Origin of the sequence: Ensifer sp. Root278, from assembly GCF_001429285.1 — a bacterium.
In the GTDB taxonomy this organism is placed as follows: Bacteria; Pseudomonadota; Alphaproteobacteria; order Rhizobiales; family Rhizobiaceae; genus Ensifer.
This window is the reverse complement of sequence record NZ_LMJJ01000008.1, coordinates 211,113-226,278: the sequence shown is the minus strand read 5'-3', so window position 1 is coordinate 226,278 and position 15,166 is coordinate 211,113. Positions and strand designations below refer to the sequence as shown.

The window sequence follows — 15,166 nt, the reverse complement described above, 5'->3', positions numbered from 1 at the left end:
GGCCCTTCTGCGGAATCAAACAATGGCTACCTCCATCGTCCTCGGCGCCGGCATGGTCGGCGTCTCAACCGCGCTCGCACTGCAGGAGAACGGGCACCAGGTGGTGCTGCTGGATCGCCAGGCACCGGGCCGGGAAACAAGCTATGGCAACGCTGGCATCATCCAGACCGAGGCCGTCGAGCCCTATGCCTTCCCTCGCTCCGTGACCGAGATTGCCAGGGTTGCGCTGAAGCGCGGCAACGACGTCGACTGGCGGCTGCGCGATATGCCACAGCTGGTGAGGCCGCTCTGGCGCTATTTCGCGCAGTCGGCGCCCGCGCCTTACGCGAGAACCATCGCGGCCTATTCACAACTGGCGCTGCGTGCGAGTGACGATCACGCGCGTTTCATCGAACCCGCCGGCGCTGGGGAACTGATCGTCCGGCAGGGCTGGCGCGCGGTCTATCGTACACCCGCGACATTCGAAGCGGCTGCTGCCACCGCGGAGCGGCTGAAGCGTGTCTACGGCGTGCCGTCAGCGGTGCTTGGTGCATCCGAACTCGCGGCAAGCGAGCCGGCGCTGCAACCTCGGCTCGCGGGTGCGGTCCATTGGACCTCTCCCTGGACCTGCCGTGACCCGGGTGAACTGGTCGCGCGCTATGCCGCCCTCTTCATTGCGCGCGGCGGAACGCTGGCCCTCGGGGACGCCATGAGCTTGCAGCAGAATGGCGCCGGCTGGCAGGTGTTGTCCGAGGGCGGCACTTTTACGGCACAGAACGCGGTCATCGCCTTGGGTCCATGGTCGCCGACACTCGCGAAGACGTTCGGCTATCGCATCCCCATGGTGTTCAAGCGCGGTTATCACAGGCATTTCGCAGGTTCGAACGGACCGCGCATTTCGATGCTGGATGTCGACCGTTCCACGCTGGTTGCACCGATGAACGCAGGGTGGCGGGTATTGACCGGTGCGCATATGGCACCGCCGGGCACAGCGCCGGCATCGCGACAGATACTGCACGCCGCCAACGCCGCGCGCGAGCTTTTTGGCTTGGGCGAGGCCGTCGAAGCAACGCCCTGGTCGGGCACCCGGCCCTGCATGCCCGACATGCTGCCCGTCGTCGGTCCGACCCGGTATAAGGGCCTGTGGTTCCATTTTGGCCACGGCCATCAGGGCTTCACATTGGGCCCGACGACCGCCTTCATTCTGGCGGAGCAAATCGAGGGGGGACACGGCAATCCGCTCGCCCTGCCCCTGACGCCATCCGCGCGAGGCTGGGCATAAGGTGCGGCTTTGCGCCGTTCGGTACGGACGCTGGATAGGATTACAAGAACGAGTACTTGCGGACTGGCGAGACTTTCAGCGTCTCGCCAGTCGAAGCGGTGCGGTCCCTTGGCACACCGGCAACGCTCATAGCGCGCCGCAGCCTTACTTATTTTCTCTTCAACGGACCGTTCGGTTCCGTCCCGGTACAGCCTTCATGCGGCTGCATCCCGGAAGTTGCCAGTTCGGCCGGGCGCTTAGCGCTTGAGAAGCTGTCCCCTTCGCCGGTTCCTCCGTGCCAGCGGCGATCGTTTTGTTCCTCGCGGCCGCTGACTTCCAATCCTCCAGCGCATTCAGCGCGAATATGCACAGGCGGAAATATTCTCCGGTCGCCAGCTTGACTCCGTTTCGGCGTGCTTCTATCAAGTTGTAGGCCTAACCATACAATTGGATGCCATGCACCACTCTCACTCATCTTCAACGTCCGCGCTGTCACTCGCAGACCTTCCCGGTCCGGATGTCGCCATCCGCCCACTGCACCACCCCTGGCGGTGGATCAGTGGCGGTCTCGTCATCCTGCTGCTTGCCGTGATCGGCCGCGCCTTCGCAGTCGGGCAAATCCAGTGGACGGTGGTCGGCGAGTTCCTGACGGCTGGCGTCATCATCACCGGCTTCGGTTGGACGCTGCTGATCTCGGCCTGTGCGCTGGTGCTCGGCGTCTTGCTTGGTTTCGCTTTCGGCATCATGCGGCTTTCGGAAAATCCGATCCTGCGCTTTGCAGCATGGCTCTATGTCTGGGTGTTCCGCGGCACGCCGGTGCTGCTGCAGCTGCTCATCTGGTTCAACATCGCTCTGGTCTTCCCGCGCCTCTATATCCCTGGGCTCATCGATGCCCGCATGGTCGATGTGGTGACGCCCTTCGTCGCGGCTGTCCTCGGTCTCGGCGTGAACGAAGGCTCCTATCTGACGGAAGTGGTGCGCGGCGGCATCTCTTCGGTCGACAAGGGCCAGAAGGAAGCTGCCCATACGCTCGGCATGACGCCGGGCCAGACGATGCGGCGTATCATCCTGCCACAGACCCTGCGGCTGATCCTGCCCGTACTCGGCAACAGCGCCATCGGTATGCTGAAGTTCTCCTCGCTCGCCGCCACCATCGCCATGGGCGAGATGCTGAACGCTGCACAACGCATCTACTTCATCAATGGCGCTGTGATCGAACTGTTGTTCGTCTGCGCCGTCTGGTATCTGGCGGGAACCACCGTTCTATCCATCGGCCAATACTATCTCGAACGCCATTTCGGCCGCGATGGCGCAGCCGCAACCCGCGAGCGCCGCTGGTTCAAAGGATGGGCGCGTCGTCCCGTCGCCCCGGGGGAAGCATGACACTCGCAGTCAAGGCAGTCGGTATCCGCAAGAGTTTTGGCAGCCACGAGGTCCTGAAGGGTCTCGATCTGGAAGTCGCCTATGGCGAGGTGCTCTGCATCCTCGGACCCTCGGGCAGCGGCAAGAGCACCTTCCTGCGCTGCATCAACCATCTGGAAACGCCGAATGGCGGCTATGTCTGGGTCGACGGCGCGATCATGGGCTACGAGCTCAGCCGCGGCGCGCTTGAGGGATTGCCGGTCAAGCGGCTCAGGGCGCAGCAGAGCCAGCTCGGCATGGTGTTCCAGCATTTCAATCTTTTCGCGCACCGAACGGTGCTCGGCAACGTCATCGAGGGACCGATGGTGGTGCGCGGCTTGAGCCGCGCCGAGGCCGAAGCCCGTGCCATGGGCCTGCTCGAGCAGGTCGGCATGGCGGCCAAGGCATCGAGTTATCCGTCGCAGCTTTCCGGCGGCCAGAAGCAGCGCGTGGCAATCGCCCGGGCGCTCGCCATGGAGCCCCGTGTCATGCTCTTCGACGAGCCGACCAGCGCGCTCGATCCGGAACTCGTCGGCGAGGTTCTGGAAGTCATGCGCAATCTCGCGCGTGGCGGCACGACGATGATCGTCGTCACCCACGAGATCGGCTTTGCCCGGGAGGTCGCCGACCGCGTCGTGGTGATGATCGACGGCGAGATCCGCGAGATGGGCGTGCCCACGCACGTTCTGAGCAACCCCGGCGACCCGCGCGTGCGGAGTTTCCTCAGCCGCGTGCTGGCCTGAAGAAAAGAGTTCAAAAAGAGGGAGAACTGAAAATGAAACAACTGCTACCAATGGTTCTGGGGCTAGCCTCCGCAACAATCATCAGCCTGGCCGCAGGCGGCCTGGCGCACGCCGCCGACGAGAAGCTCGCAGCCGCTCTGCCGGACGCGGTGCGCGATACCGGAAAGCTGAACGTCACGATCAGCCTTGCCTATCCGCCAATGGAATACAGCGACGCCGGCTCGACGGAACTGAAGGGCTTCGACATCGATCTTGCCAAGGCAATCGCCGAACGCCTCGGCCTGACGGCCGAGTTCCAGAACGTCGAGTTCCCGCAATTGATCCCGCAGGTCGTCACCGGCCGTTCGGACCTGATCATGACCGCCTTCTCCGACAAGGTGGAGCGCCAGACGCAGCTCGATTTCATCGACTACTTCAAGACCGGCAACGTCTTCTATTCGGCTGCCGATCATCAGGGTGAAATTAAGAGCGAAGCCGACCTCTGCGGCAAGACTGTCGCGGTCGCAACGGGAACCAGCTGGGTTACCTGGGCGGAAAATGTCGGCAAGGCTAAATGCGCAGCCGACAAGCTGATCACCGTCATCCAGATCCCGACCCAGGCCGAGCACATCATGCAGATCCGCCAGGGCCGCGCCCAGGCTTCAGTCATCGGCCTGGAAGGTCTTCTCGACCTGATGAAGCAGGAGCCGGGCAAGTTCTACCAGATCGGCGAGGTCGGCGATGTCAACCACTACGGCATCGCCTTTGCCAAGGCGAACGGTCAGCTGCGTGATGCCGTAAAGGGCGCGCTCGACGCCATGAAGGCCGATGGCACTTATGCACAGATCCTCGACCGCTACGGCTTGAAACAGGCCGCCGTCGAAGAGTTCAAGATAAACGGAGCCACGAAGTAACCGAACCGCGCCGGAGCCTGCCTTGACCCATCCTTCCATGCCAGACGCCTCCACCATCGCAGCAAACGGAAACCCGGACGACCGGCTGGCCCGGCTGCGCCTCGATCTCTATTCGAGCGAGCAGCTCTACCGGCAGCTCTATCGGGCGCTCCGCGCCGCGATTCTCAGCGGCGACTTCTCCGAAGGGGAAGCGATTCCCTCGGAGAACCAGTTGCGCGACCAGTTCGGCATCGCCCGAACAACGGTGCGCAATGCGATGGCGCTTTTGGTTTCGGAAGGTCTGGTTCAGCAGATTCGCGGCCGCGGCACGATCGTCTCGCACCGGCCGATCAGCCACAACATCTGGAATTTCGGCAGCTTCACGGAGCTTGCCCGCCGCCAGGGCCAGCGCCCAGTGACGCGCGTGCTGGAGCACCGGGTCGAGAATGGCGAACTCTTACTGGTGCGCGCCCGCGGGCTTGCCAATGGCGATACGGTGAGTTGGCTGAACGTCGACACATCTCAGCTTGATCTTGCCCTCTATCCGGGCATCGACCGCTACGATTTCGCGGCGCAATCGCTCTACGAGGTTTTGCGCCGCGACTATGACCGCCACCCCTTGCGTTCGGAATTGCTGCTCAGCGTCGTGCCGCCTTCCGACCGCCTCAGGGAGGTCTTTGCTCCGGCGCCTGACGTGCCGGGCTACCTTTGCGCCAGCGGGGATGTGCTCGATGCCGACGACCGGTTGGTCGAGCGCACGTCGATCGTCTACTCGCCGGCCGTCCAGATGAAATTTGCAACGCGCTGGGGGCGCGAGACCGCGCCGCACGGTGCGCAGGAGAGCAAGACATGAGCCGCTTCGGCGACACTTTCACGACCCCAAAACCCATTCTTGGCATGCTGCACCTGGCCGGTGACGGCCCCGCGGCCAAGCTTGCCCAGGCCGAGGAAGAGGCCCGCATCATGGCCGGCGAAGGCGTGGACGGGGTCGTGGTCGAGAACTACTTCGGTGGTGCAGAAGACGTCGAGCGGGTGTTGGACCGGCTGTTCGGGTTCGACCTCGGCACCCGCATCGGCGTCAACGTGCTCAGAGACGATGCGCGCGCCTTTGCCCTTGCCAAAACGTACCCCGTTTCCTTTGTCCAGGTGGATTCTGTCGCCGGCCATCTGCCGCCGGGAGCGGACGAAGCCTTCGAAGCCGAACTCGCGACACGCCGCGAGGACGTTTCGGCACTGTTGTTCGGTGGCGTTCGCTTCAAGTACCAGCCCGTTCTGTCCGGGCGACCGGAATCGGAAGATGTGCGCATCGGCGCTTCGCGCTGCGACGGGCTGGTGGTCACCTCCGACGCCACCGGCCAGCCGACAGACATGGAAAAGGTGGCGCGCTTCCGCGCCGCGACCGGTGGCGCGATGCCGCTCCTGATCGGCGCCGGTCTCACCGAGGCCAATGCCGCCGAGCAACTGGCCAAGGCCGATGGCGCCGTGGTCGGGAGCTGGTTCAAGCACGACCATAAGGACACAGGCCGTGTCGAGGCAGCCCATGTCGCCGGACTGATGCGCGTCGTGCGCGCCATCAGGAGCGACGCATGAGTGCGGCCGACTCCGTTTTCGCCCGCCCGGTGACCCCGGACAATTTCTCGCGATACGGCAAGGTCTATGACCTGACCGGCGACACCGATCCCAAGGTGGTCTGGACCGCCGGTGATGGATGGAGCGACGGCTTCACGAAAACATCGTTGATCGATGGTGCCGGCCATCTCGGCGTCACGCGCGGCGGCAGCGCACCGTGGCACTGCGGCGCTATGGAGCGGCATCCGCAAACGGAGGAGGCGATCTTCTGCTTCGCCCAACCGGTTGTCCTCGCCGTCGCTCCCGCATCTGACGCCAGGGCGCCGGACCGGAATGAGATCGAAGCCTTCGTGATCGCGCCCGGGCAGACCGTGGTGATGGACCGCAACGTCTGGCACGACGCCTGCCGAGGTGTGTCGGGACCAACCCCCTATTACTGGATGGCCGTCTGCGGTCTCGGCGAAAGCCCTTGGGTGCCGGTTGCCGGTGGCCCGAAGCTGGTGCAAGCCATTCCAGGCGAAGGACCAACCGCATGACATGCTTCTTCATCGGCGACGTCGCACTCGACGAATACTACACCGCCGATCGCTGGCCGGGCCGAGCCGACAAGGGCATGGTCAAGGAACTCCCGGCCGAGGCCGGTGGCTCCATTGCCAACGCCGCCGTGGTGCACGCTGGCCTTGGCGGTGAAACGCAGTTCATCTCCCTGCTCAACGACAGTCCCCTGTCGCAACGATTGATCGCCGATTTGAAGGACAACGGTGTCGGCGTTGATCATATGCTGATCGATCCCGCCATTCCGGAATCACGCAATTTCATCTTCCTCGTCGACGGCGAGCATGTCGTTCTGACGGTCGAGATGGGCGAGCAGCCGATGTGGCTCGGCGCCGCTGCCCTCGATGCGTTGCGCCAACCAGGCTTTCTCTACACGACGCTCTATCGCGCCCGTCGTCTGCATGCGCGAACGGATCAAGGCGTGGTCAAGCAAGCCGACCTTCTTGCCGATCTCCGCCAGCACGGCCGCCGCGTCATCTTCGATCTCGACGTCGGTGGATGCACGCCGCAGGATATGCCTTATCTCACCGGTGCTACCGTCGTTATCTTCAACCAGGTCGGTTTCCGCGCTGCCTTCGGCCACGATGAAATCACGATGATCAGCGACTGGATGCAGGCGCACGATATCGACTGGGTCGTACGCACCCTCGCTGCGGATGGCGCCGAGGCGCGCAACGGCGACACGATCCTTCGCGTTCCCGGCCTTCCGGTTGACGTCGTTGACGTCACCGGTGCAGGCGACACGTTCGGCGGCACATTGACCTGGTGTTTGTCGCAAGGTCAGACCATCGAAGAGGCGCTGGACTTCTCCGTCGCAGCCGCCTCCCGCTCCGTCACCATCCACGGCCCGCGGGCGGGCAAGGCAGGCCCGGACGATATCCGCCGCTGGCGTGACGACGGGCGCCGGCCGAGAGCTCGGTGAACCGCAGCACAAGATCGGATCGCCGGGGGTTGTAGCTGAGCCCTTCCTTTCCGCACGAATTAAAGGGACGGCTGGACGTCACGACCTGCCGGCGAGGGGCTGAACCTTACTCAGATCCCCAGCATGCGCCGGTTGGCGGCCTCGTCGGTGCCGCCGCCGGCAAAGTCGTCAAACGCCTTCTCAGTCACGCGGATGATGTGGTGCTTGACGAAGTCGGCACCCTCGCGGGCACCATCCTCCGGGTGCTTCAGCGCGCATTCCCATTCGACCACCGCCCAGCCGGAGAAATCATTGGCCGCCATCCTGGAAAACACCGCGCCGAAATCCACCTGGCCGTCGCCGAGCGAGCGGAACCGTCCGGCCCGGTTGACCCAGCCCTGATAGCCGCCATAGACGCCCTGGCGTCCGGTCGGGTTGAACTCCGCATCCTTGACGTGGAACATGCGGATGCGGTCCTTGTAGATGTCGATGTTGTCGAGATAGTCGAGGCACTGCAGCACGTAGTGCGAGGGGTCGTAGAGCATGCAGGCGCGGGCGTGGTTGCCGGTGCGCTCCAGGAACATCTCGTAGGCGATGCCGTCGTGCAGGTCCTCGCCCGGATGGATCTCGTAGCAGACGTCGACACCACAGTCCTCGGCATGGTCGAGGATCGGTTTCCAGCGCTTCGCCAGTTCGTCAAAGGCGGTGTCGACGAGGCCGGCCGGCCGCTGCGGCCAGGGATAGACGAAGGGCCAGGCAAGCGCGCCGGAAAAACTCGCCATGGCGTTCAGCCCGAGGTTCTTCGAGGCGGTCAGCGCCAGCTTCACCTGTTCCACCGCCCATTGCTGCCTTGCCTTGGGATTGCCGCGCACTTCCGGTGCCGCAAAACCATCGAAGGCCTCGTCATAGGCCGGATGCACGGCGACGAGCTGGCCCTGCAGATGGGTGGAAAGCTCGGTCACCTCGACGCCGTTATCGCGGGCCTTTCCGGCAAACTCGTCGCAATAGGTCTTCGAGGTCGCTGCCTTCTGAAGATCGATCACCCGCGCGTCCCAGCTCGGGACCTGCACGCCTTTGTAGCCGCAGTCCGCCGCCCATTTGGTGATCGCATCCCAGGAATTGAACGGTGCCGCATCGCCGGCAAACTGCGCAAGAAAGAGCCCTGGCCCCTTGATCGTCTTCATCTCTCGTCTCCTCCGTTGGAAAATGTGCCGGGCAATCGAAAGGCGCCGGCGATGCCCGCCTGGGGCTCAAGACGACACGACCTGTGATTTCAGGTGATCGTTGTGGGATGGCAGCCCGCGCCGACCGCGGGCCGCCTTTCAGTCAAGCCTGGATCAGAACGGCGAATCCGGGAAGTAGAAGTCCTTGGCATTGTCCTTGGTCACGAGCGTTGCATCGATCGTGTAGACGCCACGGACCGGAACCTGGCCGTAGAAGTTGGCCACGGTCATCTCAAGCGCAGTACCGACCATTGCCGGCGGGTAGAGCACGTCGACCGGGATCATCTTGTCGCCGTCCATGACCTTCTTGATCATTTCCTTCGAGCCGGCGCCGGCAACGACGTATTGGATGTCGGTGCGCTTCGCCTGCTCGATGGCCTGCAGCACGCCGACGGCCATGTCGTCGTCCTGGCACCAGACGACGTCGATCTTCGGGTACTTCGTCAGGTAGTCCTGCATGACCTTGAAGGCATCGTCGCGGTTCCAGTTGCCGTACTGGCGGTCGAGAACCTTGACTTTCGAGCCTTCGATGCCCTTGTCGAAGCCGTCCTGGCGCTGCTGGTCGATCGGGATCGGCAGGCCGCGGATGACGACGACTTCGGCTTCCGGCGTCGTGGCCTTGATATATTCGCCCGCGACCTGGCCGAGCGCCGGGTTGTTGCCGGCGACGTAGAGATCGCGCACGGAGTTGTCGTTGACGCTCGGCGCACGGTCGACGAGCGCGACGAAGGTTCCCTTGCCCTTTACTTCCTTGATTGCGTTGACCAGCGGATCCGGATCGGTCGGCAGGATGACGAGAGCGTCGATGCCCTGTGTCTCGAGGTCCTGCACGGCGTTGGCCTGGCTTGCCGGATCGGGTGAGGTCTTGACGATGACGTTCAGGCCCGGATTGCGTTCCATCAGGATCTTGGCGACGCGCTCGGCATGGAAGACCACGCCGGCCGTCCAGCCATGATCGGCAGCCGGGATCGAGACGCCGATCGTCACTTTCTTTTCTTCCTGCGCGTGCGACACGCCAGCGAGTGCGGTCATGGCCGCGAGGGTCAGGCCGAATAGCTTATTACGCATTAAGTTCCTCCCAAATATCAGGTCAGCCTGTTTGAGGCCGGGAGACCTGTGGACCCGGCCGTCTCACGATTTCCGAACCAGCGAGCGCTGGACGAGCATCGCAATGATGATGATCGCACCCTGGATGGCGCCGATCAGGTATTCACTGATGAAGTTGGAGAGCAGCATGATGTTGCCGACCAGTTCGAGGATGAACGCACCACAGATCGTGCCCCAGACGCGACCCGCGCCGCCTTTGAGCGCGGTGCCGCCGACGACAACGGCGGTGATTGCCTGTAGTTCCCAGAGAATGCCAGTCGTTGCCGACGTCGAGCCGAGGCGCGGCACATAGAGGAGGACGGCGGCTGCCACGCAGAGCCCCTGGATCACGAAGGCGACGGTGCGGACGCGGTTGACGGAAATGCCGGAGTAACGCGCAACGTCACGATTGGAGCCGACGGCGACGACGTGGCGACCGTAGCGCGTGCGATAGAGGATGAAGGCCGCCACGGCCGTCACCGCGAGGATGACGACGATCGGTACCGGCAGGCCGAAGATCGTGCCGAAATAGGCGGGACGATAGATTTCCTGGAGCTCTGGCTCCTTAAGCGTGATCGCGCCGCCCTGCGACAACCAGGTCGTCAGTCCCCTATAGATGCCCATGGTGCCGAGCGTCGCGATGAAGGGTTCGATCTTGCCGACTGTGGTGATCAGACCATTGGCAAGACCACAGAGTGCGCCGGCGACAATAGTAAACAGGACCGCCGCCAGAAGCATGAGCACCGGATCGGCGATGACCCCGGAGTTCATGAACAGGATCATCAGACTGGCGATGAAGGCGACCATCGCCCCGACGGAGAGATCGAGATCGCCCGACGAAATCACGAAGGTCGCTCCGACCGCGATAATGGCGATGAAGGCGCTGCGGGTAGCGACGTTGGCGAGGTTGTTGATGCTGATGAAGTTGGGATTGACCAGCGCCCCTACCAGCAGCAGCAACGCCAGTGCGACGAATGGCGCCACGGCCCTCAGATCGATGTCGCGCCAGCTGCGGCGACGAATTGCGCCCTGACTGCCTTCCTCGTTTACGCTCATATCCAATTGAACCTCCGTCCCACCTGTCGGGAATCTTGTTGTTCTCGGCATCTGCGCAGGATGCGCCGCGGCCGCCTCAGGCCGCCGTCTTCCTCTTCAATCCTGCGGCGTAGCGCATGATCTCCTGCTCGGAGATCTCGTCCCCCTCGAGAATGCCGGCGATATGGCCTTCGCGCATGACCACCACGCGACTGCATAGGCCTATGACCTCGGGCATCTCCGATGAGACGACAATGATCGAGCGACCGTCCCGGGCGAGCGCCGAGATGAAGTGGTAGATCTGCTGCTTGGTGCCGACGTCGATGCCGCGGGTCGGCTCGTCGATGATGATGATACCAGGGTCGGTTTCCATTACCTTGGCGAGAAGCAGCTTCTGCTGGTTGCCACCGGACATGCGTCCGGCGACAATCTTGTCATCCCTGACGCGGATGTCGAAGCGGCGGCGCGCCTTGACCAGAGCCGCCTCCTCGCTTCCCGGATCGAGATAGCCGAGGCGGCTATGGCGACCGAGCGACTGCAGCGTCAGGTTCGCCATCATCCCGGCATTGAGCAACAGCCCCTTGGCTTTCCGGTCCTTGGTCATGTATGCGAGACCGGCCTTGTTGACCGCGTGCACGTCACCGGATGAAACCGGCTGGCCACGAACGAGAACCTCGCCGGACACACGCGGGCGCAATCCGACGATCGCCTCCATCAACTCCGTCCGACCCGAACCGATCATCCCGGAAAAACCGAGGATTTCGCCGCGGCGGACCTCGAAGCTTGCGTCCCTAACGTAGCCTGTTGAGACCGAACTGACGCGCAGCACGACCTCCTCGTCGAAGTCGGGTTCGCTTTTGGCGGGATAGAGGCTCGAAAGCTCACGGCCAACCATCAACTGGGCGATCGCCTCGCCGTCGAGGATGGAGGTCGGCGATGTCTTGATCCATTGGCCGTCGCGCAACACCGTCACGCGATCGGTGAGTTCCATGACCTCGTCGAGCTTGTGCGACACGAAGACGAAACTCGTTCCCTTGTCGCGCAGCTTGCGCACCAAGCGGAACAGAAAGTTCGTTTCTTCGCGAGAAAGGACGGCGGTCGGCTCGTCCATGAAGACGACACGCGCGTCACGGCTGATAGCCTTGGCAATCTCCACCATCTGCTTTTCGGCGATCGACAGCGAGCCGATCATCGCGTTCTCGTCGACATGGGAGCCGAGGAGATCGAGAACGCGGCGCGTTTCCGCGCGCATGAACTTGCGGTCGAGCACGCCGAACCTGGTCACTTCGCGGCCGAGAAACAGGCTCTCGGTGACGGTGAGATGTTCGGCCAGATTGAATTCCTGATGGATGATGACGATGCCGAGCGCTTCGGCCGCACCGTTTGCTGGGAGCTTCACCGACTGGCCGTCGAGCAGGATCTCGCCCGAGGTCGGTTGCTCGAAGCCGGACAATATCTTGACGAGCGTGGATTTGCCGGCGCCGTTCTCGCCCATCAGCGCGTGAATCTCGCCCTGGCGCAGCTCGAAATCGACGCTGAAAAGCACCTGCACGCCGCTGAAGGATTTACTGATGCGGCGCGCAGACAGCACGACGGGAGCCCCGTCGACAACCTCCGTGGTCATATTCCCCTCCCTGCGGCCTCCACCGCTTTTTCAATGATGTAAACCTTTACACTGCGCGATGTAAAGGTTTACATCTTGCTTGTAAGACAATTTTTTCGGCCTGCGCGTTTGACCGTCAGGCAAGTCTGTGTAGTGTCTCGCAACAAAGCCCGAGGCCAAGCGAGTGTCCGATTCCACCCCCGCAACCATCGAAGATGTCGCACGCATCGCCGAAGTGTCGATCGCGACAGTTTCGCGGGCCATTCACATGCCCGAGAAGGTTGCCAAGTCCACGCGGCTGAAGGTCAACCAGGCCATCGCGCTGACGGGCTACACCACCAATGCGATGGCGCGCAGCCTTAGGCTGGGGCGCTCGAACATGATACTCGTGGTCGCGCCCGATATCGGCGATCCGAACTTCTCCAGCATTCTGGTTGGCCTTGAAAATGAAGCGCGTGCCCATGGCTACGGCGTGCTGATCGGGCATACCCAGAATGATGCCCAACGCGGGTTGGAATATCTGAAATTCTTCAACTCGAACCAGGCGGCCGGCCTGATCCTGTTTACCGGCATTCTTCCTTTCGGCCATCAGGAGGTGACGCCGCGCCTGCCGCCGACCGTCGGTGTTTTCGAGCCCGTCTTCAACGGAGGCATTCCCTATGTCGGCGTCGACGACGTCGAGGGCGCGCGCAAGGCCGTTGATCTTCTCATTTCCGAAGGGCATCGGCGGATCGCATTCATCGGAGACTCCCATACGCGCCTTGCCTATGGCCGTCGTCGGTCGGGGTACGAGGCCGGACTTGCCGCGGCCGGCACCCCCCCGAACCGCCGCCTTATCCTCGAAGGCGACGGAACGGTGGAAAGCGGCAGGCTGGCGCTGGAGCAGCTCTTCATGCGCGACGACCTTCCGACCGCCTTCATGTGTGTCAACGATCAGACTGCTCTTGGTGTCGCGCTTGGCCTCAAAGCGCGCGGCTATGAGATACCGGATCAGTTTTCGGTCACCGGCTTCGATGACGTCCCGCAAGCCAGTTTCATGACCCCTTCCCTGACCACGATCCGCCAACCACGGACCGCGATCGGCAAGCACGCGATGGCACTGCTTCTAGAGATGCTTTCGGACCGCACCCCTTCAGAAACGGAGATCCTGCTGAGGCCCGACCTGGTGGTCCGCAACTCTGTTGGGCCGCCGCCGACACGGCGATGAAGGATTGGGCGCGACTGTCCGGTTACTCCGAGAGCAGCCACTTCGTTCCGAAATCTAGCTGATGATCCTGTTGCGCGCTTGCATGATGATCTCGCGCAGCCACCGGTGCATCGGCGAATGATGCGAGCGGTCATGCCATAGCATGTGGAAGACCATCTGCGGGAACTCGATCGGCGGCTGGCGCACGACGAGAGGCAGAAGCCCCGCAAAGTAGCTGGCAAAATGACGGCTGGTCGAGAAGATCAGGTCCGACTGCAGCAAGAGGTACGGTGCGGTCGTAAAATAGGAAAGCGCCACGGTGCGCGCCCGGCTGACCCGAAGGCTTGACAAGTGGGTTTCGACGACACCGCGATGGGCCATCGAATAGGCCACCGGCACGATATGGGCCGCCGCCAGGTAATCGGCTTCGCTGAATTCGCCCTGCGCTAGAGAATGGCTATCCCGCATCAGGCAAACGATGTCGTCCTGCAGGAGGATCGAGCGCTTGAGATAGGCGGGCGGAGACGGCCAGTTGCCGATGACGACATCGACGTCACCCCGGGCAAGCGCTCCCTCGAAGTCGAAGTCGGGACCGAGCGCCCGGATCACGAGGCTCGCATTCGGCGCCTTGCGCCTGATCTGATCGACAATTTCCGACAGGAACACCGGCGCCATGTAGTCCGGCGAGGCGATCGTGAAGCTGTGATTGCTTGATGGGGCGTCAAACGGCGCCGTGGCGTCGACCAAGCCGGTGAGATCGGCCAACAGGGCCTGAGCGCGTGGCAAAATCGCCAGAGCGCGCTCCGTCGGGACCATTCCGTCACGGCCGCGCACAAGCAGTTGGTCGGAAAAGATCTCGCGCAGCTTGCCAAGCGCCAGGCTGACCGCCGGTTGGGATTGCTCCAGCTTGACAGCGGCACGCGTCACACTGCCCTCGGCCATAAGCGCGCAGAACACCTTTAGGAGATGTGCGTCAACGGTATCTTCTTTCGACATCTGATTTTCAGAATAGCCAACAAAATCCGGCAGGGCGAGCCGGCCAATAGGTCAACACCACCTTTTATTCGTCTGGCTAATAATGGGTATTTGCCTGCCCGCGTTGACCAAATCGCCCCCACCGAGCACCGTTTGTCATAGGAAACACCCCGATGCGGCGGCTCAACTTCAGGGCAAGTCATGCTTGATATCGACGCGATCAACCAAATGGACTGCGACGCCTTCGTCGCCTACCTCGGTCCTGTCTTCGAGAATTCGCCTTGGGTCGCGCAGCGCAGCTGGCAGAAGCGGCCGTTCGCCGACGTCGAGGCATTGCATGGTGCGATGTTCGGCCAGATCCTGGCCCGTGACACGGCGTCCAAGGTCGAATTCCTGGGCGCGCATCCGGACCTTGCGGGCAAGGAGGCCAAGCAAGGCCGGATGACCGCGGAATCGACCGTCGAACAGGGAACGGCCGGGCTCGACAGCCTGGCGGGCCACGAGATGGCGCTGATCGACGATCTGAACCGCCGCTATCGCGCCCGGCACGGCTTTCCCTTCATCGTTTGCGTTCGCCACTACACCAAGGCCGGCATCTTTGCCGAGTTCAAGCATCGCATCGGACGGGAGACCGACGCCGAGCTTGCGGAAGCACTGCGGCAGATCGCCAACATCAGCCGCTATCGACTGGGCGCCCTCGTAAAAGAGGCGCAGGAGGTTATCACGCCGGCCGCATAGCGGCTGGTTCCTGAAATGGACTTATACGGGAGGTAGTCC

The 15,166-nt window shown here is 62.9% G+C and carries 15 protein-coding genes; 10 read left to right on the top strand and 5 right to left on the bottom strand.

Features of this window, described 5'->3' with window-relative positions:
* The first annotated feature begins 22 nt into the window (after positions 1–22).
* The 8 genes from ASE60_RS09785 to ASE60_RS09750 all read left to right on the top strand — a co-directional run bounded on the left by ASE60_RS09785 (position 23) and on the right by ASE60_RS09750 (position 7,302).
* Positions 23–1,261, top strand: coding sequence for an FAD-dependent oxidoreductase (locus ASE60_RS09785; RefSeq protein WP_057249674.1), 1,239 nt, complete (start codon positions 23–25; stop codon positions 1,259–1,261).
* A gap of 435 nt (positions 1,262–1,696) precedes the next feature.
* A complete protein-coding gene (locus ASE60_RS09780; protein ID WP_082615790.1) occupies positions 1,697–2,623 on the top strand; it encodes an amino acid ABC transporter permease in 927 nt (308 codons plus the stop codon).
* Positions 2,620–3,384, top strand: coding sequence for an amino acid ABC transporter ATP-binding protein (locus ASE60_RS09775; protein ID WP_057249673.1), 765 nt, complete (start codon positions 2,620–2,622; stop codon positions 3,382–3,384). The genes ASE60_RS09780 and ASE60_RS09775 overlap by 4 nt, the downstream gene beginning before the upstream one ends.
* 32 nt (positions 3,385–3,416) lie before the next feature.
* The gene (locus ASE60_RS09770; protein WP_082615789.1) at positions 3,417–4,277 is read left to right on the top strand and encodes an ABC transporter substrate-binding protein; all 861 of its coding nucleotides are present in this window, start codon (positions 3,417–3,419) and stop codon (positions 4,275–4,277) included.
* A 22-nt stretch (positions 4,278–4,299) separates the two neighbouring features.
* Positions 4,300–5,109, top strand: a complete 810-nt coding sequence (locus ASE60_RS09765) for a GntR family transcriptional regulator (RefSeq protein WP_156414619.1) — start codon at positions 4,300–4,302, stop codon at positions 5,107–5,109.
* A complete protein-coding gene (locus tag ASE60_RS09760) occupies positions 5,106–5,846 on the top strand; it encodes a BtpA/SgcQ family protein (protein ID WP_057249667.1) in 741 nt (246 codons plus the stop codon). The genes ASE60_RS09765 and ASE60_RS09760 overlap by 4 nt, the downstream gene beginning before the upstream one ends.
* Positions 5,843–6,361, top strand: a complete 519-nt coding sequence (locus ASE60_RS09755; protein ID WP_057249666.1) for an ureidoglycolate lyase — start codon at positions 5,843–5,845, stop codon at positions 6,359–6,361. The genes ASE60_RS09760 and ASE60_RS09755 overlap by 4 nt, the downstream gene beginning before the upstream one ends.
* Entirely contained in the window at positions 6,358–7,302 is a 945-nt protein-coding gene (locus ASE60_RS09750; RefSeq protein WP_057249664.1) for a carbohydrate kinase family protein, read from the top strand. The genes ASE60_RS09755 and ASE60_RS09750 overlap by 4 nt, the downstream gene beginning before the upstream one ends.
* Positions 7,303–7,412: 110 nt before the next feature.
* Here the strand turns inward: ASE60_RS09750 and ASE60_RS09745 are convergent, their stop codons facing one another.
* The 4 genes from ASE60_RS09745 to ASE60_RS09730 form a co-directional block, all read right to left on the bottom strand.
* Complete coding sequence (locus ASE60_RS09745; RefSeq protein WP_057249662.1) at positions 7,413–8,465, bottom strand: sugar phosphate isomerase/epimerase; 1,053 nt, start codon at positions 8,463–8,465, stop codon at positions 7,413–7,415.
* A 153-nt stretch (positions 8,466–8,618) separates the two neighbouring features.
* Complete coding sequence (locus ASE60_RS09740; RefSeq protein WP_057249660.1) at positions 8,619–9,572, bottom strand: substrate-binding domain-containing protein; 954 nt, start codon at positions 9,570–9,572, stop codon at positions 8,619–8,621.
* A 63-nt stretch (positions 9,573–9,635) separates the two neighbouring features.
* Positions 9,636–10,646, bottom strand: a complete 1,011-nt coding sequence (locus ASE60_RS09735) for an ABC transporter permease (RefSeq protein WP_057249658.1) — start codon at positions 10,644–10,646, stop codon at positions 9,636–9,638.
* A 76-nt stretch (positions 10,647–10,722) separates the two neighbouring features.
* Entirely contained in the window at positions 10,723–12,249 is a 1,527-nt protein-coding gene (locus tag ASE60_RS09730) for a sugar ABC transporter ATP-binding protein (protein WP_057249656.1), read from the bottom strand.
* A 163-nt stretch (positions 12,250–12,412) separates the two neighbouring features.
* Between ASE60_RS09730 and ASE60_RS09725 the strand changes: the two genes are divergently transcribed.
* A complete protein-coding gene (locus ASE60_RS09725; RefSeq protein WP_057249655.1) occupies positions 12,413–13,435 on the top strand; it encodes a LacI family DNA-binding transcriptional regulator in 1,023 nt (340 codons plus the stop codon).
* Between the two features lie 54 nt (positions 13,436–13,489).
* On the opposite strand, the gene ASE60_RS09720 is transcribed toward ASE60_RS09725, so the two are convergent.
* On the bottom strand, positions 13,490–14,410 hold the full coding sequence (locus tag ASE60_RS09720; protein WP_057249653.1) for a LysR family transcriptional regulator: 921 nt from the start codon (positions 14,408–14,410) through the stop codon (positions 13,490–13,492).
* A gap of 180 nt (positions 14,411–14,590) precedes the next feature.
* Here ASE60_RS09720 and uraD point away from each other — a divergent pair, with 180 nt between their 5' ends.
* A complete protein-coding gene (uraD, locus tag ASE60_RS09715; RefSeq protein WP_057249651.1) occupies positions 14,591–15,127 on the top strand; it encodes a 2-oxo-4-hydroxy-4-carboxy-5-ureidoimidazoline decarboxylase in 537 nt (178 codons plus the stop codon).
* Positions 15,128–15,166: the final 39 nt, after the last annotated feature.